Annotated in this window: 15 protein-coding genes; 7 read left to right on the top strand and 8 right to left on the bottom strand. The window is 69.5% G+C overall.

From position 1 onward, the window contains the following. Positions 1–41 precede the first annotated feature (41 nt). Positions 42–1,850, top strand: a complete 1,809-nt coding sequence (locus ACVTJA_RS27070; RefSeq protein WP_465823816.1) for a hypothetical protein — start codon at positions 42–44, stop codon at positions 1,848–1,850. 3 nt (positions 1,851–1,853) lie between these two features. Here the strand turns inward: ACVTJA_RS27070 and ACVTJA_RS27065 are convergent, their stop codons facing one another. After that, positions 1,854–2,081, bottom strand: a complete 228-nt coding sequence (locus ACVTJA_RS27065; RefSeq protein WP_465823815.1) for a hypothetical protein — start codon at positions 2,079–2,081, stop codon at positions 1,854–1,856. A 145-nt stretch (positions 2,082–2,226) separates the two neighbouring features. On the opposite strand from ACVTJA_RS27065, the gene ACVTJA_RS27060 reads away from it, so the two are divergent. Next, positions 2,227–3,219 (top strand): bile acid:sodium symporter family protein, encoded by a 993-nt coding sequence (locus ACVTJA_RS27060; protein WP_465823814.1) that lies wholly within the window; start codon positions 2,227–2,229, stop codon positions 3,217–3,219. Here ACVTJA_RS27060 and ACVTJA_RS27055 read toward each other — a convergent pair. The 3 genes from ACVTJA_RS27055 to ACVTJA_RS27045 form a co-directional block, all read right to left on the bottom strand. After that, a complete protein-coding gene (locus ACVTJA_RS27055) occupies positions 3,207–3,338 on the bottom strand; it encodes a hypothetical protein (RefSeq protein ID WP_465823813.1) in 132 nt (43 codons plus the stop codon). The genes ACVTJA_RS27060 and ACVTJA_RS27055 overlap by 13 nt on opposite strands. 42 nt (positions 3,339–3,380) lie before the next feature. Beyond that, positions 3,381–6,539, bottom strand: a complete 3,159-nt coding sequence (locus tag ACVTJA_RS27050; protein WP_465823812.1) for a DEAD/DEAH box helicase — start codon at positions 6,537–6,539, stop codon at positions 3,381–3,383. A 128-nt stretch (positions 6,540–6,667) separates the two neighbouring features. Further along, positions 6,668–8,050, bottom strand: coding sequence for a galactose oxidase-like domain-containing protein (locus tag ACVTJA_RS27045; RefSeq protein WP_465823811.1), 1,383 nt, complete (start codon positions 8,048–8,050; stop codon positions 6,668–6,670). 255 nt (positions 8,051–8,305) lie between these two features. On the opposite strand from ACVTJA_RS27045, the gene ACVTJA_RS27040 reads away from it, so the two are divergent. From ACVTJA_RS27040 to ACVTJA_RS27020, 5 genes are all read left to right on the top strand, one after another. Beyond that, positions 8,306–9,754 (top strand): ELWxxDGT repeat protein, encoded by a 1,449-nt coding sequence (locus tag ACVTJA_RS27040; RefSeq protein ID WP_465823810.1) that lies wholly within the window; start codon positions 8,306–8,308, stop codon positions 9,752–9,754. An 81-nt stretch (positions 9,755–9,835) separates the two neighbouring features. Continuing rightward, positions 9,836–10,390, top strand: coding sequence for a DUF2378 family protein (locus ACVTJA_RS27035; protein WP_465823809.1), 555 nt, complete (start codon positions 9,836–9,838; stop codon positions 10,388–10,390). A 77-nt stretch (positions 10,391–10,467) separates the two neighbouring features. After that, complete coding sequence (locus ACVTJA_RS27030; protein ID WP_465823808.1) at positions 10,468–11,535, top strand: hypothetical protein; 1,068 nt, start codon at positions 10,468–10,470, stop codon at positions 11,533–11,535. Next, entirely contained in the window at positions 11,532–12,440 is a 909-nt protein-coding gene (locus ACVTJA_RS27025) for a fumarylacetoacetate hydrolase family protein (RefSeq protein WP_465823807.1), read from the top strand. The genes ACVTJA_RS27030 and ACVTJA_RS27025 overlap by 4 nt, the downstream gene beginning before the upstream one ends. A gap of 10 nt (positions 12,441–12,450) precedes the next feature. After that, positions 12,451–12,702 (top strand): hypothetical protein, encoded by a 252-nt coding sequence (locus ACVTJA_RS27020; protein ID WP_465823806.1) that lies wholly within the window; start codon positions 12,451–12,453, stop codon positions 12,700–12,702. 22 nt (positions 12,703–12,724) lie between these two features. Here ACVTJA_RS27020 and ACVTJA_RS27015 read toward each other — a convergent pair whose 3' ends face one another. The 4 genes from ACVTJA_RS27015 to ACVTJA_RS27000 all read right to left on the bottom strand — a co-directional run bounded on the left by ACVTJA_RS27015 (position 12,725) and on the right by ACVTJA_RS27000 (position 18,360). Beyond that, positions 12,725–13,129, bottom strand: coding sequence for a hypothetical protein (locus ACVTJA_RS27015; RefSeq protein WP_465823805.1), 405 nt, complete (start codon positions 13,127–13,129; stop codon positions 12,725–12,727). A 243-nt stretch (positions 13,130–13,372) separates the two neighbouring features. Next, positions 13,373–14,416 (bottom strand): alpha/beta fold hydrolase, encoded by a 1,044-nt coding sequence (locus ACVTJA_RS27010; RefSeq protein ID WP_465823804.1) that lies wholly within the window; start codon positions 14,414–14,416, stop codon positions 13,373–13,375. A gap of 29 nt (positions 14,417–14,445) precedes the next feature. Further along, on the bottom strand, positions 14,446–15,990 hold the full coding sequence (locus ACVTJA_RS27005; RefSeq protein WP_465823803.1) for a GMC family oxidoreductase N-terminal domain-containing protein: 1,545 nt from the start codon (positions 15,988–15,990) through the stop codon (positions 14,446–14,448). An 18-nt stretch (positions 15,991–16,008) separates the two neighbouring features. After that, positions 16,009–18,360 (bottom strand): GMC family oxidoreductase N-terminal domain-containing protein, encoded by a 2,352-nt coding sequence (locus tag ACVTJA_RS27000; protein ID WP_465823802.1) that lies wholly within the window; start codon positions 18,358–18,360, stop codon positions 16,009–16,011. Positions 18,361–18,414: the final 54 nt, after the last annotated feature.

The raw sequence follows: 18,414 nt of genomic DNA, 5'->3' as shown, positions 1-18,414 counted from the left end.
CGGGGTAATCTCACCCCGCGGCACACGGAGGCGTCACGCTCATGCCGGAGATGGGGGAGACAGCGGGCGGGAGCCCAGGGACACAGGCAGCCGCTCGGCCGCGCTCCTGGTGGCGCTGGCCCCGCTCGCTCGTGCTGGCCCTGGGGCTCGGGGTGCTGGTGTCGCTGCCCTCCCTGACGGTGGGGCTGGTGCTCGATGACCTGCTGCACCGGCTCATCATCTCCGGGCAGCTCCACGAGTTCGGCCAGTGGAGCCCGCTGGGCCTCTACGAGTTCTCGGGCACGTCGACCACGTCGCCGGTGGGGCTCCGGGAAGGTGGGCTGATTCCGTGGTGGACGCCCGACACGCTGTCGGTCCGTTTCTTCCGGCCGCTGACCAGCGCGCTGCTCGTCCTGGACACGAAGCTCTTCGGCGACACGCCCTTCCCTGCCCACCTGCACAGTCTCGCCTGGTTCCTGGCGATGGTCGCGGTGGTGGGCTGGCTGCACAAGCGATGGCTTCCCGCACCGCTGGCGGCCGTGGCCACCATTGCCTACGCCGTGGCCGCGGCGCACCTGATGCCGGTGGCGTGGATTGCCGCACGGCATCCGCTCGTGTCCGGAGTGCCGGGCCTGCTCGCCCTGGCGTTCCACCTGCGGGCCCGAGAGGACGGCTGGAAGCCGGGGTGGTTCCTGGGACCGTTGCTCCTCGTCATCTCGCTGCTCGGAGGAGAGCCGGCGCTCGGGGCGGTGGCGCTGATTGGCGCCTACGAGCTGTTCGGCCGCCGAGAAGGCCCGCGACGCGCGGCCGTGGCGCTCGCGCCCTATGTCTTGGTGGTGGCGGCGTACCTCGTGTTCTACGTGGCCCGGGGCTACGGCGCCCGAGGCAGCGGCGCGTACCTGGACCCGGCCCGTGCTCCAGGCGCCTTCGTCGCGACCGTGGCCGAGCGCGTGTTCATCCTCCTGGGCGACCTCGTCGTGGCCACACCGTCCGACGCGGTCGCGGGCGTGCCGCCGCTGCATCCGGCCTTCGCTGTCTGGGGAGCCATCGTCACCATCGGAGCCCTGGTGCTCCTGCGAGCCCTGCGCGGGCGCATGTCGGAACAGGAGCGGCGCACGCTGCGCTGGCTGCTACCGGGAGGACTGGCCTCCGTCGTCCCCGGCGCCGTGGGTGTCATCGGCGGGCGGGTGCTGATGATTCCCCTGGTTGCGGGCAGCGCGCTGGTGGCCGTGCTGCTCGTGCGGAGCTGGCAGGCCTCTCGTGAGGCGGGGCTCTCGCGGTGGACGCGCGTGGGCTTCCGCGCGGCGGTGGTCATGCTCGCGTTCGGGCACTTCTTCTTCGGGCCGCTCTTCCGGATGGCGGTCGCCGTGGCGTTGGGGCGGATTGCCGACGCGCAGTGGAGCCTTGCTCGCTCGACTCCGCCATGTGACGGCACCCTGGTCATGGTGGCCGCGGCGGACCCCGTCATCGCCACCTATGTCCCCGCGGCCATGGCGCTCACGGGTCGGGCGCCCCATCGGTTCCGGCTGCTCAGCGCGGCGCCGCACGACCACTCCCTGGAGCGAACGTCGGCCAACGGCTTCGACCTCGTGGTGCGCACGGACGCGCGGAAGTTGAGCTTCTGGGAGCAGGTCTACCGGGATGTCTCGCCAGCACCTGGGACGCAGGTGCAACTGTCTGGGCTGAACATCACCGTGAAGGAATCCAATGACGTCGGGCCGATGCGCGTGCACTTCGACTTCGACCGTCCACTGGAGTCCCCGGACCTGTGCTTCATGACGTGGCACGACGGGGCGCTGCGTCGGCTCGCGCTACCGCCGCCGGGGCAAGGCGTGCCGATACCTCACGAGCTGGGCCCCATGGGCATGTGACGGCTACCCGGCTCCGGGAGCCCGCGCGGCCGGTGGCGCATCCACCTGCGCCGCCTCGGGCGGCCGCCACATGAACCACTGCGGCGGACCGCCGTCGAAGCATGGCTCGATGCGCTGGGTCTCGAAGCCGAAGCCGCGATACCACTCGCGGTTGGACTCCTTCGCTGTCTCCAGGAAGCAGGGGTCGCCCTTCTCCGCCGCCAGCTCCAGCCCGCGCTTCCGCGGGCGCACATCGGGCCCACCTGGTCGAGCAGCTCCGGGCCCAGCTCCTGGAGAGTCACGGTCATGGCGGCGACGGACGGTAGCACGCCCGGCGAGTGCCTCCCGTGCGCCGGTGGTGGAGGTCCGGTGCGGCACGGAGTATGGAGCCCCAGACATGCCCCTTCGCATCGTGAAACGGCTCGTTCGGGATTGGTTCCTGGTGGGGATGGTCGTCGCCGTCGTGCTGGCCGCCCTCTTCCCCGACTTCGGCCGCACCGGCGGGACGCTTCATGCGGACGTCGTCGCCAACGTCGGCATCTTCCTGGTGTTCCTCCTGTATGGGCTCGGCCTGCCGCTGGCGAACCTGAAGGCCGGCGTCATGAAGTGGCGGCTCCACCTCGTGGTGCAGTCGTTCACCTTCGGCGTGTTCCCGCTGCTGTGGCTGCTGCTCGATGCCCTCGTGGGCCGCTGGCTTCCTCCCGGCCTGTCGCTGGGGTTCCTCTACCTGTGCGCGGTGCCTTCCACCATCTCCTCCTCGGTGGCGATGACGGGCCTCGCCCGAGGCAACGTGGCGGCCGCCATCTTCAACGCGAGCCTGTCCAGCCTGCTGGGCGTCGTGCTCACGCCGCTCATCGTCAGCCTGCTCGCGAAGACGACGGGGCAGTCGCTCTCGCTGGGGGACGCCATCGTCAAGCTGGCGGGGTTGCTGCTCCTGCCGCTGGTCATCGGCCAGTTGCTCCGCCCGGTGCTGGGGAGCTGGTTCGCGCGCTACCGGAAGTACACCAACATGTTCGACCGGGTGTTCATCCTGGTGCTCGTCTATGCGTCGTTCTGTGACTCGGTGAAGTCGGGCCTCTTCTCCCACTACGGCGGCAGCCTGCTGGCGATGACGCTCGGCGGCGCGGCGCTGATCCTCGCACTCGTGCTGACGCTGAGCACCACGGTGACGCGGTCGCTCGGATTCGAGAAGGAGGACGAGATTGCCGCGGTGTTCTGCGGCTCGAAGAAGACGCTGGCCTCTGGTGTGCCCATGGCCCGGCTCATCTTCGGCTCACATCCGGCGCTGGGGCTCATCGTCCTGCCGCTGATGTTCTACCATCAGCTCCAGCTCATCGTGTGCTCGGTGCTGGCCGAGCGCTACGCGAGCCGCCAGGGTCAGGTGCTCTGAATCAGCGCCCAGACCCTGGCGGCCATGCGAGCGTTCATCACACGTTTGAAGCCGCGGGCCGCGAGCGTCTCGAGCCGCTCCTTGGCCAGATCGGCGCCCCTGATTCTGGTGTGCTTCACGGATGACGGCTCGAGGAGCGGCTGGGGGCCCGGCTGCTGAACCTACCCGGCGGCCACCTTCGTCGCTTGGAAGAAGTCCGCGGGCATGGGGATCTCCAGATCCCACAGGATGCGCATGGGTCGCTCCGACTCATGGCTTACGTAGCGGACCGGGCCCAGGCAGAGGTACGGCATCGACTCGCCTCGGTCATCCTTCTTGCGTTCGCGCACGAAGAGGACCACGCGCGTCTTCCGCTGGACGTGCTCGACGTACCGCCGACCTGTGGGCGAGGACGACGACGTGGCGTTTTGCGACTCCCAATGAAACCGGCTCGGTGAGACGGCGTAGTCCGCGTAGCGCGTGGTCGGCTTGAAGTCCGCGTCCGACTTGTCGAGGGTCACGAAGAGCAGGTCCGTCCCGTGCGCCTCCACCCACAGGACGCCCTCTCGCACCTCCCGCAGCGTCCCCTTCGTTCCCAGCACCCCGTAGGCCGCAATCACTTCGTAGAGTCCATACGTCGCATGGCTTGCGAGCGGCACGGAGCCTGAGGTGTCCAACGGGGTGTGGACCCGCCGGCTCCGATCCGCGAGGAGCTCCATCAACTCCAGCAACTCCTCGCGCAAAGCCACACCGGACCACAGCTCCGCGAGTGCCTGCGACCACTCCGCCACCGGGCGACTCCGGAAGCCGAGTGCGGAAAACAGCATCCACTGCAGGCGCTGCTCCCGACTGCCAGGCGTTGCCGGTGCGGGAGGCATTGGCTGCGACAACCAGGCGCGCCATGCCCTCAATCGCTCTTCATCACCGACATGGAGCAACCGGGGCAGCGCCTTGGAGAGCGCCCCTTCGTGCGGCCCAGCAGCCCGTCGTTCAAAACCTGCATCGCGCCGTAGCGCCGTGAAGGAACTGCGCTCCGAGGCGCGTCCGTAGACGTCCTCCAGTTCGTAGCCCGTGGCCTTCAAGAACTCCGACAAGCGCGTTTCGGGAGGCAGGGACTGGAGTTCTTCCAGGAGCATGCGCCGCGCCTGCTGGACGGCGGCTCGGACATTCTGCAGGACGTGCTCCCGGGCAATCCGATCCAGCCGGATGGCGCAGCCGGGTGGCAGGCGCGGGAAGTCATGCTCCAGCTCATTCTCCAACTGCCGTCGCGTGCCTCCAACGATGGCGCGGTAGCGCACGTCGAAGCGATAGCTCTTGCTCGCCTGTCCAATGAAGTCGAGCACCGTCAGGACGCTCTTGCTCGAGCCTGGAGACCAACGCAGGCCGCGGCCCAGTTGCTGGAGGAAGATGGTGGCACTCTCGGTCGGCCGGAGCAGGAGGATGGTGTCCACCTCGGGGATGTCCACACCCTCGTTGAAGAGGTCCACGGTGAAGACGGCCTGAAGCTCGCCCCGACGCAGCCTTGCGACAGCGTCACGCCGCTCCCCATCCGGAGAGCCCGCATGCAGGGCCACCGCGTGAAGGTTCGCGTTGTTGAAGTGCCGCGCCATGACCTCCGCGTGCTTGATGCTGACGCAGAAACCGAGGGCACGCATCGTCTGGGGAATGTGTACGTACTCCTCCACGGCCTGGAGGATGCGACGGGCACGGATGTCATCACCGGTGACGAGGTAGGCCGCTTCGAGCTCTCCCTTCGCATACCTTCCTCGCTTGAACGTCACCGACGAGAGGTCGGTGCCATCGTTGACGCCGAAGTACTGGAAGGGACAGAGCAACTGCTGCTCGAGGGCTTGCCAGAGCCGGACGTCACAGGCGATGCGACCGTCGAACCAGCCCAGCACGGACTGCCCATCCCCGCGGTCTGGGGTCGCGGTGAGACCGAGCAGGATGCGGGGCTTCAGGCGCTCCAGCAAATTGCGGTAGGTGGGCGCTTCCGCGTGGTGGAACTCGTCCACGACCACGACGTCATACGCGTCCGGGGTCAGGGTCTCGAGCTGGCGCTGCAGGGACTGCACGGAGGCAAAGACGTGCGGAGCCCCATTGACCGGCCGCTCCCCCGCAACGAGTCGCTCGCCAAACGCAGAGTCCCGCAGCACCAACTGGAAGACCTGTTGGCTCTGCTGGAGAATCTCGTCCCGGTGGGCAACAAACAGGAGCCGCTCGTGCCCCTGGGCACGCAGGCGCCGATAGTCGAACGCGGCCACCCACGTCTTGCCCGTGCCCGTCGCGGCGACGACGAGGTTCTTCCGGTGCCCATGCTGCCGCTCGGCTTCCAGGGCCTCGAGCATCTGCCGCTGGTGCGGCTTCGGTTCGAACTCGATGTTGAGCGCGACGAGTCGCTCCAGCGCGGACGTGCCAGAGCCTCCCCGCTCCCGCGCAAGTGCCACGGACAACCGCTCGCCATCCCGGTCCGGGTCGTATGGGACGAACTCCGGCTCACTCCAGTACTGCTCGAAGGTGGCGCCGACGCGCTCGAGGATGCCAGCGTTGTCCGCGTGGCTCACCCGCACGTTCCACTCCAGCCCATCTACCAGCGCGCTGTGTGTCAGGTTCGACGAGCCGATGTAGGCGGTGTGCAGGCCCGTCTTGCGGTGGAAGAGCCAGGCCTTCGCGTGGAGACGGGTCTGGTCCGTCTCGAAAGAGACCTTCACCTTGGCGCCCAGCTTGACCAGCTCGTCGAGGGCTCGGCGCTCCGTGGAGCCGGTGTACACGGTGGTGATGACACGCAGCTGGCCTCCGCGGCGGACGAACTCTTCCAGCTGCTTTCGCACCAGACGCAGGCCCGCGAAGCGGACGAAGGCGCATAGGAGGTCGATGCGGTCGGCGCTCTCGATCTCCCGTGCGAGCTCCGGCCCCACCTGGTAGTCGCGGCGCCCATTCACCAACAGCCCGCTCTCTGCGAGCGAGAGATGAGGCCGGATTGTCGGCTTCTGGGTCGCCAGGGAGTTTTCGACCCGGCGAGCTTCGCGGAGCAATTGGGCTTCTTCGTAGACCTGGTCCGTCGTGAGGACGGTGTCGTCATTCCCCACCCGACTCAGCAGGGAAATGAGGTCGTTGGTGAGGCGCACCTGATTCTCGGCCTGCGCATCGTCCGAGGGCACCGAAGTCAGTGCGCGCCGCGTCAACATGTAGACGTGCCGGGCAAGCACCTCGGGTCGAAGCGCCGGATCGCACTTCTGGACGTCGTGCCACCAGCCATCGCGTTCCGAGGCATCCAGGCGTTTGCGCAGCTCCAGGCTGAGGAGTGTCTCGTAGAGTCCGGACTCGAGCGCGGAGGACATGCACGGAGTCTAGCGCCTTGCCTGGCGCACCATGTGTCCTCCCTCGACGCGAGCCAGGTTGCGCGGGTGTGCCGCACCCCAGGTGGGTCTTCTCTTTTTGGTATTGGCGCGCGGAGACGCACGCTCTGTCACTGCGTGGTGATGCGCACCATCCGCCCCACCGACGGGACGCCCGCGTCGTTCACCAGGAAGAGCTGGTAGTAGCCCGGCGGCGCCACGTTGTTGTTCCGCGGCGCCGTCACCGTCAGGCTCCCCGAGTTCCGCTTGAAGCTCAGCGTCACCAGCCGCTGGTTCTGGTCGAACGCGTGCGTCACCGACGCGAGCGCAATCAGCGACACGCGCGAAATCCGTCCCGCGTCCGGCGTCGACACGGTGAAGGTCGCCCCGGGCGCCACCGTGGTCGGCGCCGAGCTCACCGACGGCCTCGCGCCCTTGTAGAGATAGGGTGGCGAATAGACCTCCGCCGTGGTCCGCTTGCGGCCTCCCGCGCTCAGCACCCGCCCGTCCGGAAGCAGCACCGCCGTCGCGTGGTAGCCCCGGTACACCGTGTTGCTCGCCAGCCGCGTCCACCGATTCGCCGCCGGGTCGTACACCTCCGCGGAGTGCACCGGAGAGTCCGCGTTGTCGAAGCCACTGCCCCGGCTCCCGCCCGTCACCAGCACGCGGCCGTCCGGCAGAATCGTCGCGTTGTGCTGCCGCCGCGCCGTGGACATCGACGCCACGTACCGCCATGACGGCGAGGACGCGTTCAGGTCGATGGTCTCCACCGTGGCCGTCGGCGGGTCTCCTCCGCCGATGATGAACACGCGCCCGTCGAGGATGACCGCGGGCCCGTATGGCCGCGAGCCGAAGCTGCTGGAGGGCCCCGTGGACCACGAGCCCGTCCCCGACGTGCTCATCCACCGCGACTGGCGCTGCGGCCCCGCGTAGAAGAGCCGCCCGTCCGGCGCCACGAACATGCGCGGGTAGTACGGCAGCTTGAGCACCGCCCCCGTCATGTTCCGCCACGTCAGGCTGCTCGCCAGGAAGCGCTGGGGCAGCGTGTTGATGTCGCCCGAGCCGTCGACCTCGCCCGAGAGCACCATGACGTCCCCGTTCGGCAGCGTCGTGTTCGTCGGGTACCAGCGCCCCTCGTTCATGTCGGGCAGGCGCGTCCATGAATTCGAGGCCGTGTTATAGATGCTCGCGTCGGCCAGTCCCACGTGGCTCTCGATGTGCCCGCCGGTGATGAGCAGCCGGCCATCCGCGAGGTACGAGTGCCCCGCGCAGAAGATGTTGTACCCGGGGCGCGCCAGCGAGGTGACGGAGTTGGTGGCGGGGTCCCACCGCCGGGGCGGGCCATCGCCCTCGTCGAACTCGCCGAAGAACATCACCCTTCCATCCGGCTGCAGGCTCGCGTGCGTGGCGGTGATGGGCCAGCTCATCACACTGGACCAGGTGCCCACGTCCGACGATGCGCTCTGCGCCAGGGCCGGACCGGCCAGCAGGACGGCTCCCACGAGGACCGCCACGAGTCCTCGCGGCCGGGGCAAGAAGGGGCTCCACGACATCGCGGCCTCCGGGGCGGTGCTGCCCATGACAGGGGCCGCAAACGTAGGTGGCGTCCGTCGTGAGCCAATCGGTCCCCGCGTCCGAGGAAATGTCCTTCCCGGACACCCGGAGTGTCGCGCGCCGGTGACTCGCACCCTCCCTCCGCACCGGTTGGCAAGAGCCCGGAGGCGGCCAGATTCCGCAAGTCCCACACCCCCTTCTTGTCGAGGTCCTCGATGCGCCGCTGGCGTGCCCTCTCCCTGGTGCTGGCGGTCCTCGCCGGTTGCTCATCACCCGACCCGGCCCGCCCCGCGCCTCGAGACGCGTCGGAGTCCGGCAGGGGCTCCACCATGGAGGACTCCACGTGGGAGCTGTGTGACCTGACGCCCGTCCCGCTGGGCCCCGCCCTCGCGGACCTCGAGCAGGAGGGCCGCGAGCCGGTGCACGCCGGTGGCGGCCTCTTCTTCTTCGTGGGGGACGACACATCCGGCCAGTCCCTGTGGGTGAGCAGCGGCATCCAGGGCGAAGGCACCTTCAAGGTGAAGGACTTCCCCGCGGGCCCCATCGGCATGCCGCCCACGCAGCTCGCCCGCCTGGGCGACCGCGTCTTCTTCGCCGCCGAGGACGCGGACCATGGCACGGAGATGTGGACGAGCGATGGCACCGAGGTCGGTACGCACCTGCTGGCGGACCTGTGGCCCGGACCGACGGGCTCGTTCCCTGGCTCGTTCTTCGAGGCCGACGGCCGGCTCTACTTCGCGGCGAGCGACGAGGCCCACGGCCGCGAGCTGTGGGCGACCGACGGCACCGCCGCAGGCACGGTGCTCGTCGCGGATATCGACCCGGGGCCCGAGGGCACCAACCCGGACCGGCTGACGCGCAACAGCGACGGCTCGCTCTTCTTCGTCGCCCAGTCCCAGGTGTTCTACACGGTGGTGGTGAAGCTCACGCCCGGCTCCGCGCCCGTCGAGCTGATGCGCATGTCGAGCGAGGGCGCCGTCCTCGGAGGTCCCACGGCCGCGGGCCGCCGCGTGTTCTTCGTCATGGGCGACATGCACCGCCACAACGTCCACCTGATGGTGACGGACGGAGGGCCGCCGTTGAGCGTCGCGGACTTCGCCTCCACGGGCGAGATGCGGGGGATGGGAGGCAAGCTGTACTTCGCGGCCTCCACGGACATGGAGGGCATGGACGTGGAGCTGTGGCGCAGCGACGGCACCCGCAAGGGCACGGTGCGGGTGAAGGACATCCGCACCGGGGACGAGGGCTCGTCGCCCGCGGAGCTCACCGTGCTCGGGCCGCAGCTCTACTTCACCGCGGACGACGGGCTGCGCGGGCGCGAGCTGTGGGTGAGCGACGGCACCGCCGTGGGGACGGGCCTGCTCACGGACCTGGAGCCGGGCATGGCGGGCGCCTGGCCCGAGCACCTGGAGGCCCACCAGGGCGGCCTCTTCTTCAGCGCGAGCACCTCCGGGCGTGGACGCGAGGCCTGGGTGAGCCATGGCACCACCGGTGTGACGCTGCCGCTGGACGATGTGGCCCCAGGGATGCGCGACGCATGGCCGAGGAGCTTCGTGCGCTCGGGCTGGGACACGTTCTTCACGGCCGTGAATGGCCAGGGCGTCCGCAGGCTGTGGGCCGTGCCCTTCCGGCCCCGTGGGCGCTGTCCCACCCTGGCCCGCTGACGCCCTACCCCGTTCGGAACGCACAGAGCCCTGTCCGAGACACTTGACCCGACCGGTGGGCCCGGGGATGGAATGCCCCGCATGGCCGAGCGACTCGTCTTCCCTCCCATCGTCGAGGGGCTCTTCGTCCGGGGACTCACCGGGCGGGTGTCCCCGCTGCTCAAGGAGCAGCTCCGGATGGAGGGACTGGACCTGGACCGGCCGCTGCTCCCGGCGTACCCGCTGGAGACGTGGATTCGCTGCGTGGCGCTGACGGCGAGGGCGATGCACCCGAACGAGCCCGAGGAGGTGGCGTGGCGCCTGCTCGGCGAGCGGATGATTGACGGCTACCGCGACACGATGATGGGGCGCGCCCTGCTCGGGGTGATGAAGCTCCTGGGCCCGTGGCGGATGCTGTGGAAGGCGCAGCACGGCTTCCGCACGAGCAACAACTACACCGAGGTGCGCATCTCCGAGCGCGGCCCCAACGAGGCGGAGGTGTGGCTCAACGAGCCGGGCTCGCTGCGCTACTTCAAGCAGGGGGTCATGCTGGCCATGGGTCGTGCCGCGGGCGCCCCGGGGACGACGGTGGAGGTGAGCCGCTTCGACGAGGACAGCGCCACCTACCGTGTGATGTGGAACGAGCCGGGCCGCTGAGGCGGCTTGCCGGGAAGTCCCCGCCTCTGCGAGCGTTGTCCCCTGATGGCGGAGTCGCCGTCCACGAGGGGGAAGATATGGCTTCGAGCGAGCGCGCCAACCTGCCGCGCTGGAAGGGCCAGCCAGGGTTCTTCGAAATCTGGTTCCTGGTGGTGCTGGACCGGAACGGCGAGCGCGCGTGGTGGCTGCGTTACACGCTCTTCACACCGGCCCCGGGTGCGCCCGGTGAGCCTCGCGCCACGGTGTGGGCGGCGGCATTCGACGGCGCCTCGCCCACGCCGACGGTGGCGCTGAAGTCCCTTCATCCCATGTCGGAGTTCAGCGCCGGGACCCCGGGGCGCTTCGGCATCCGCATCGGCGAGTCGGAGCTGGGGCCGGGACGGTGCCATGGGCGGGTGGCCTCGGGTGGGCATGCCATCGACTGGGATTTGCGCTTCACGCCGGAGACCTCCTCGGCCGTGCGGCGCGCGCCGAGGGGCACGGACCTGCTGCCGCTCGTCACGCATGTGTCCCATGCGTATGACGACATCGCCTTCACCGGCACCGTCACGGTGGATGGCCGGCGGTACGACGTGCGCGGCGCGCCGGGCCTGCAAAAGCACCTGTGGGGGCACCGGCGCATCGAGGAGCTGACGTGGTTGTACGTGCCCGTCTTCAAGGAAGATTCGAAGGCGTCGCTGGAGGCGCTGTCCGTGCTGCCCCGGCGTGAGGGTTTCGGTCCCCGGCTCACGCCCATCTACCTGCGCGCGGCTCGCAAGGAGCATGCGTTCCACGAGGTGCCAGGGTTGTTCTTCACGCGGATGGAGGTGCCTCGCGCGGGGGAATTGCTGTTCGAGGCGACGTCCGCCACGGCGTCCATGAAGGGCCGTGCGTGGTGCGACCCGCGGACGCTCGCGGGGTATGCGTATCGGGACCCGACGGGCTGGGATGTCCACGTGGCGCAGAGCGACGTGGCCACGTGCGAGGTGGAGCTGTTCACCCGCGCGCATCCGTTCGCCGCGTGGCGACAGGAGGGACGGCTCACCTCGGCCGTGGGGGCGCTGGAGTTCCACGCTCCCGAGCCGCTGGCGGGTGTGCGGTACATCGGCTGGGATGAGACGTGCCTCGATGAGCCGGTGGCTCGTGGTGCGGTGGAGGGTCTATGAGATTGCTCAAGACGCCCCAGGCCACGCCCGCGGTCATGCGCGCGCTGACTCCGGGCCGGACGCCGGGGAAGAGCCTCCCGCTGGAGCTGGCACCCCGGCACGTGCATGCGCTCGGGCTCACGTACGCGGCGCACATCAACGAGACGGGCGGCGAGGCGGAGGGCCCGGCGGTCTTCACCAAGGACCCGGCCTCGCTGCTGCGCGAGGGAGACGCGGTGAAGTGCCCCTCGCACGAGGCGCTGCTGATGGCCGTGGAGCGGCTGGACGCGCGGCTCGTCATGTCTCTCGCGGCGCGGTTCTCCGCGCTGCCTCCGCTGCTGGACTACGAGGTGGAGCTGGGCCTGCTGATGTTGGAGGACACGCGCGTCGAGGACCTGGAGCGGCCCGGCTTCGCGCCTCCTGTGGGGTACTTCCTGGCCAATGACGTGACGGCGCGCTCGGTGCAGGTGCTGGGCGAGGGCCGGGAAGACCGGATGGCGTTCTGGTGCGCGGCGAAGAGCTTCGCGGGGTTCCTCGTGGCGGGTCCCCTGCTCTGGGTGCCGGATACACCGCAGGCGGCGGCGTGCCTGGACGTGACGCTGACCCTCACGGTGAATGGCGAACCGCGCCAGCAGGGCCGGACGATGGACCTCATCCTGTCTCCGCGCGAGCTGCTGCTGCAGGCTGCTCGGGCGGCATCATCGGGTGTGCTGGAGAAGGGAGATGTCGTGCTCACGGGGACACCGTCGGGCGTGGCCTTCACGGTGCCGCCGTGGAAGCGGAAGGTGGGCGCGCTGCTGCCCGCGAGCGCGAGGTTGGCCGCCGCGCTGCGGACCCACGCGCGCAACCCGCGCATGCTGAAGCCGGGCGATGTGGTGGAGATGGACGGCGGGGTGCTGGGCCAGCGCCGTTTCGTTATCGGCTAGGATTGCGGAGATGAGATTCGCTCTCGCGATTGCGGCGCTGGCGGGTGCGCTGGGTGGCTGCGCCACGCTGAACACGTCGGGCATGTCGGAGCCGTGCCGCAACGAGTACAACGCGTGCCTCGACACGTGCCAGGCACCTCCGCGGGCCTCCAACCGGTTCCCCGAGGGGCCCGCGAGCAACAAGCCGCAGAACTCCGAGGTGGACTTCGACACGCCGGGCTGCGTGAGCGAGTGCAACGAGCGGGCGAAGAGCTGCAGCTGATTCCGCTCCGCTCGTGGGGACACTACGAAGGTCGATGATTCGGCTTCTTCCCCGCAGCCTTGCGAGCCGGCTTCTTGCCCGCGGGCTTCTTGCTCGCCGCGGGCTTCTTCGCCGCAGCCTTGCTTGCGGTCTTCTTGCTCGCCGCTGACTTCTTCACCGGCGCATTGCTTGCGGTCTTCTTTCCGGGGCTCTGACTCGTCGATGCTCCGCCCCCCAGCGCTTGCGACCAGCGCTCGATGAAGTCTGCGCGAGTGGAAGCATCCGGAAGTCCTTCCGCATGCAGCGCGATGGTGACACCACGGGCGGCGGGAAGAACGCGGAGCTGCGCGGTCCTCGCCTGGGGCCAGTCCTCACGCTCCAGCCTGATGCGGAGGTGTGACGGCGGCCGCACCCGGATGGCCTTCACCCGAGTGCCGTCAGCGAGCACCGTCTCCGTGCCCTCCTCCAGAGGCTGCTCCGCGCGTCCAAGCCAGCGCGGAAGGCCCTCCTGCCCTCCCCAGTTCCTCCAGGCGTCCTCGGCGGTCAGGTCGACGGTGCGACGAACTCCGGCCGCATAGGTTCCATCTGCTGCGCGTCCCGCGGGCATGTGGCTGCCTCCCTTTTGGACGCGCTCATTACCACGGCAACACGGTGAGGCGTCGAGCCACTCGAGCAGCTCGATGCCAGCGCATCACCCCGTGGCCTGCAGCGCCTCCAGCACCACCGGGTACGTGTCCCGCGCCGCCGTGCTGCCCATGAACGTGTCCAGGTGCCCGTAGCCCTCCAGCGTCTTGCGCTGGTACCAGTCCGCTCCGTTCTCCTCCCGCAGCCACTCGAACGTCAGCTCCGTGGACGCGGGGAGGTACGTGCCGTTCTGCTCGCCGGACAGGAACGTGATCGGCCGGCGCAGGTGCTCGGCCCGCAGATAGGACGGCGGCGTCTCGCGGCCATAGCGCCGGACGTTCTCTTCCTTGCCGTGGTCGAAGCTGACCGCGTGCCCCGCGCGCGCCATCTGCGCGAGGTGCCGGAACGTGAGCATGTTGCACGGGCCGAACTGCTCCTCCAGCCGCTCATGCGTCTCGCGGTTGATCCGCGCGTGCCGGTACAGGTGCCCGTACATGAACGTCAGCCGGTGGCACACCGTGCTGTCGCACTCGTGGCTGAGCAGGTCCGAGAACTTGCCGAACGCCGCCTGCCACAGCGGATTCTTCGGGTCCTCGTCCGGCGACAGGTAGTCCAGCGCCACGTCCAGCGTCTCCGGCAGCCGCAGCATCGCCTTGAGCTGCGTGGCCGGCGGGACGATGTGATGCAGCGCCACCTGCGACGCCACCACGCTCCGCACGTCCGGCAGGCGCCCCATGGCCATGGACATGAAGAACGCCGTCGAGCCCGCGCAGTGCACCACCGCCTGCACCGAGCCCGCCTTCGTCACGTCCAGAATCTTCCGCACCGCGCCCGGCATGTCGTGCTCGGCCGCGTCGTCCAGCGTGAACTGGCGCAGCGGCAACTCCACGCTCGCGCGCCAGTCCAGCAGCCACGTGTCATAGCCATGGCGCACGAGGAACTGGACGAAGTTCTCCTTCAGCGTGGGCAGCATGAACATGCCGCTCCACACGCCGGCCCCGTGCACCAACAGCACCGGGCCCTTCGTCCCGCCCTGGTAGCGGGTGAGCCACAACTGAACGCCGTCGCCCGTCTTGAAGTCGTGCCGCTGCGCCGGTGGAAGCGTGTCCATGGTTCTCTCCTCGGAATCTCGAATCGGGTTCAGAAGCCGCGGGACACGGCCTCGGCGATGCGCTCGGCCACCGCGCTGATGGTCATCACCGGGTGGAAGCCGATGGCCGTGGGAATGACGGAGCCGTCCGCCACGTAGAGGCCGGGGTGGTTGAACACCTCGCCCTCGGTGGAGACGACGCCGTGCTCGGGCGAGTCCGCCAGGTGCGCCCCGCCCAGCGAGTGCACCGTGAAGGGCCGCTTGAACAACTGCCACGTAATCAGCGGCGCGTACGTGCCTCCGTACTGCGACGCCACCTCCTGCATCGCCGCGGACATGCGCTTCACCAGCTCCGCGTTCTCCCCGGCGTAGTCCCACTCCACGTCCACCCGTCCGCTCTTCAGCCCCATGCGCCCGTTGGCGTTGTCCTGCCCGATGGCGAAGAGGTTGGACGTGCGCGCCGGGTCCACGCGGTTGCTCAGAGGCTTGCTGAACAGGCCCTTCGCGAACGCCTTGTGAACGACGGGCCCGAGGAACGTCCACAGCGGATAGCCGATGCCCTGGAACGGCCCCAGCCGAGGCTGCCCCATGCCCGCCAGCACCGCCGTCGCGGGCTGGTTGAACGTCGCCGTCACCAGCGTGAAGCGCGGCTGTTCATCAGTGAAGCGCATCACCGTGGCCACGTCCGGGCCCACCCACGGCTGGAGGTCCTCGCGCGCGTGCTGCAGCGAGCCCAGGAAGTCTCCGTTGCCCGAGTACCCGTGCCCCAACCGCGCGCTCACGCGAGGCAGCGTCTTCGCCCCGTCCCGGCTGCGCAGCAGCAGCTCCACCGTGCCCAGCGTGCCTGCTGCCAGCACCACGCGCGAGCCCTCCACCGTGCGCCGATCGCCCGTCGTCAAATCCGTGCAGTGCACCCGGTAGCCGCCGCCCGGCGCCGGCTCCACGTGCGAGACGAGCGTGCGCGGCCACACCGTGGCGCCCAGCGCCTCCGCGCGCGCGAGGTACGTCTGGTCCATCGTGTTCTTCGCGCCGTACTGGCAGCCGAACTCGCACTCCGCGCAGAGCTGGCACACCTTACGGCCCGGACCCGCCGGCTCCGTCCAGGACACCGCCTCGGGCGGGTCGAACGTCGGGCGGCCCATGCGCTCGGCGGCGCGCTTGAAGATGTCGCGCTTGCGCAGGGGAATGGACGCGGGCACCGGCTCCAGACGCAGCTCGCGGGCCACCTTGTCGAAGTACGGCTCCAGCGAGGCGCGGCTGTATGCGCGCGGCCAGCGTGGGTCCTCGAAGACGGCGGCGTCCGGCCGCACGTGGATGTTGGCGTAGATGAGCGAGCCACCGCCCACCCCGCTCGCCGTCACCGTGCCGATGCCGGACAGGAAGCGCACGTCGTAGAGCCCCTGCGCCTCCAGCCGCGACGGGTGGCGCCAGAGGAGCTCATCCGCGCGCGTCACGTCGCGGGGGAACTCGCCGGGCCGGTAGCGCCGGCCACGCTCCAGCACCGCCACGGACTTCCCCGCCTGCGCCAGCCGCAGGGCGCTGATGGAGCCCCCGAAGCCCGAGCCCACCACCACCACGTCGTACCGCGTCGCCATACCCAAGGTGTGCGTCTCCTATTCCAGCTTCGTGCGGGCGAAGACGTCCCAGAGGTGGCCCATGAACATCTTCCCGAAGCGCTTGAGCGCATCCGCCTTCTGCACCGGCGAATCCGTGCCCAACACCGAGAAGGTCGTGAGCTGCTGGAGGAAGTCCGGCAGGTGCAGTCGGATGATGCCGCTGGACACCACCGGCGAGCTCCGCTCCGTGCCCCGGCGGATGACGGTGTAGAGCGTGGACGTGTCGCCCCACACGTCGAAGCCGTCGTCGTCCCGCACGTCTTTGTACCCGTCGAGGACGTACGCCTGTCCGTCCACGCCGGTGAAGGGCAGCAGGTAGAGCATCTTCCGCTCCGTGAAGCTGTCCGTGTCCACGAAGAGGTTGAAGACGCCATTCGTCACGTCCGCGCCCTCGGGCGGCGTGAGGCCGTGCACGTGCACCGTGCCCTGGGCAATGCCGCCGTGGGCCTTCTCCGCGAGGAAGCGGTCCAGGCTCGGCAGGGTGATGGTGATGACGAACTCCGCCAGGTGCCCTGCCCGCTTGCCGGCCTTCTCCGCGCCCACGAAGTCATCCGCCGGCACATGGCCCGGCGAGTGGAAGCCGCGCATCCGCTCGGTGAAGCGCAGGCCCACCACCGGCGTCGGTGACGGCACCGTACCGCCCTCGGGAATCACCACCGTCCTCATCGGGTCCTCTCTTGGCACCACGCGTGCCGGCTGCGATTCAGGGAAGATGCGCTGGGCCACGCGGACGGGCTGCGGCTCCGCGGTGCCCGCGCGCTCGGGGGCGACCCAGTTGGGTTTGCCCAGGGCAATGCGGATGGCGCGCTCCACGTTGCGCTCGGCCACCGCTGCAATGGTGGACGACGGGTTGACGCCCGTGCTGGACGGCAGCGCGGCTCCATCGAGGACGAACAGGCCGGGGTAGTTGTGCACCTCGCCGTGCGCGTCCAGCACGCCGTACGCGGGCGCATCGGCCATGGCGCAGCCGCCCAGGTTGTGCACCGAGACGGGGATGTGCAGCCGCTCCCACAGCGGGTTGTAGACGGCGCGCGCGCCCAGCGCCCGGGCGATGTCCTGGCAGAGCTGCTCCTGCGTCCGGTACAGCGGCAGGTTGGAGGGCACGTCCCAGCGCACCTCCATCTCTCCCGTGAGCGGACGCAGCGCGAGCCGGCCGTTGGCCCGGTCACGCCCCATGGCCAGGAACACGGACTGGAAACGGTCTCGCTCGCGCTCGATGGCCGCTGCTCCTCGCGAGCGCCTGCGCAGGGCCTTCACCAGTTCCTTCTGGAGCAGCTCCGCCGGCACCTTCACGTCATGGCCCGGGTCCAGCGACTGGAGGATGCCGGCCACCTGTCCCGGGTGCCCGCCCTCCTGGAAGAGGAACCACGTCTTGTCCTTCCCCTTCCCCTGGTCCACCACGAGGCTGGTGGTAATCGTGGGCCCCTCGGACGGGTCCCACACCTCGCGCGTCTCCAGCGCGAAGGCGAGGAAGTCGCCGTTGGCCGAGTAGCGGCAGCCCAGCTTCTCGTTCAGGTCGGGCAGCGTGCCCCACTCGTCACGGCAGCGCAGCAGCAGCTCCGTGGTGTTCACCGCGCCCGCGCAGAGGAAGACACGGCGCGCATCCACGGTGCGCACCGCGCCGCCCGCGCCGTGGTCCAGGAAGGTGACGCGGTAGCCCTCGGGCGAGAGCGGCTCGATTCGGGTGGCCTCGGCCTGCGTGGACACCTGGGCGCCGCGCTGCTCCGCGACGGCGAGGTAGTTGAGGTCCAGTGTGTTCTTCGCGCGGACGTTGCAGCCGATGTCGCACTCGCCGCAGTAGTTGCAGCCCTCCTGATGCACGCCGAACTTGTTGGGCAGGGACTCGCCCGCGGGGGCGAAGCGCACGGCGAGGTCCGGGTAGAAGAACTGCGCCTCGCGCCCGAGCTGCCTCGCCACGTCCTTCATCCGCTGCGTCTTGGTGGGCAGCCCCCGCGCGGACGCGGTGATGGGCTGCAGGTCCAACATGTGCGCCACCAGGTCGAAGTACGGGTCCAATGACTCGCGGCTGTAGCCCTCGGGCCAGTCCGTCGCGAAGGTCTCCGCGGGCGGGCGCAGGTGCACGTTGGCGTAGATGAGCGAGCCGCCGCCGTACCCCGCGGCCTGGACGACGCTCATGCCCTGCAGCAGCTTCACGTCGAAGAGGCCCTGCTCGTGCTTCCACAACCAGCCGTTGAGCGGGTTCTCCCAGTCGCGCGGGAAGCCACCCTTCGGATAGCGCTTCCCCCGCTCCAACACGCGCACGGACAGCCCCGCCTGCGCCAGACGGCAGGCGGCCACCGCTCCCCCGAAGCCGGTGCCGATAACCAGCGCGTCATACGTCGGCGCCATATGCCCCCCTCAGTCACCAGCCCCTCCCCAGCGGGCCGGTGTGTGTCCCAAACA

This window comes from Pyxidicoccus sp. M6 (assembly GCF_055568925.1).
Note: the sequence above shows the minus strand (reverse complement) of the source record. Positions and strands in the feature narration are given on the sequence as shown.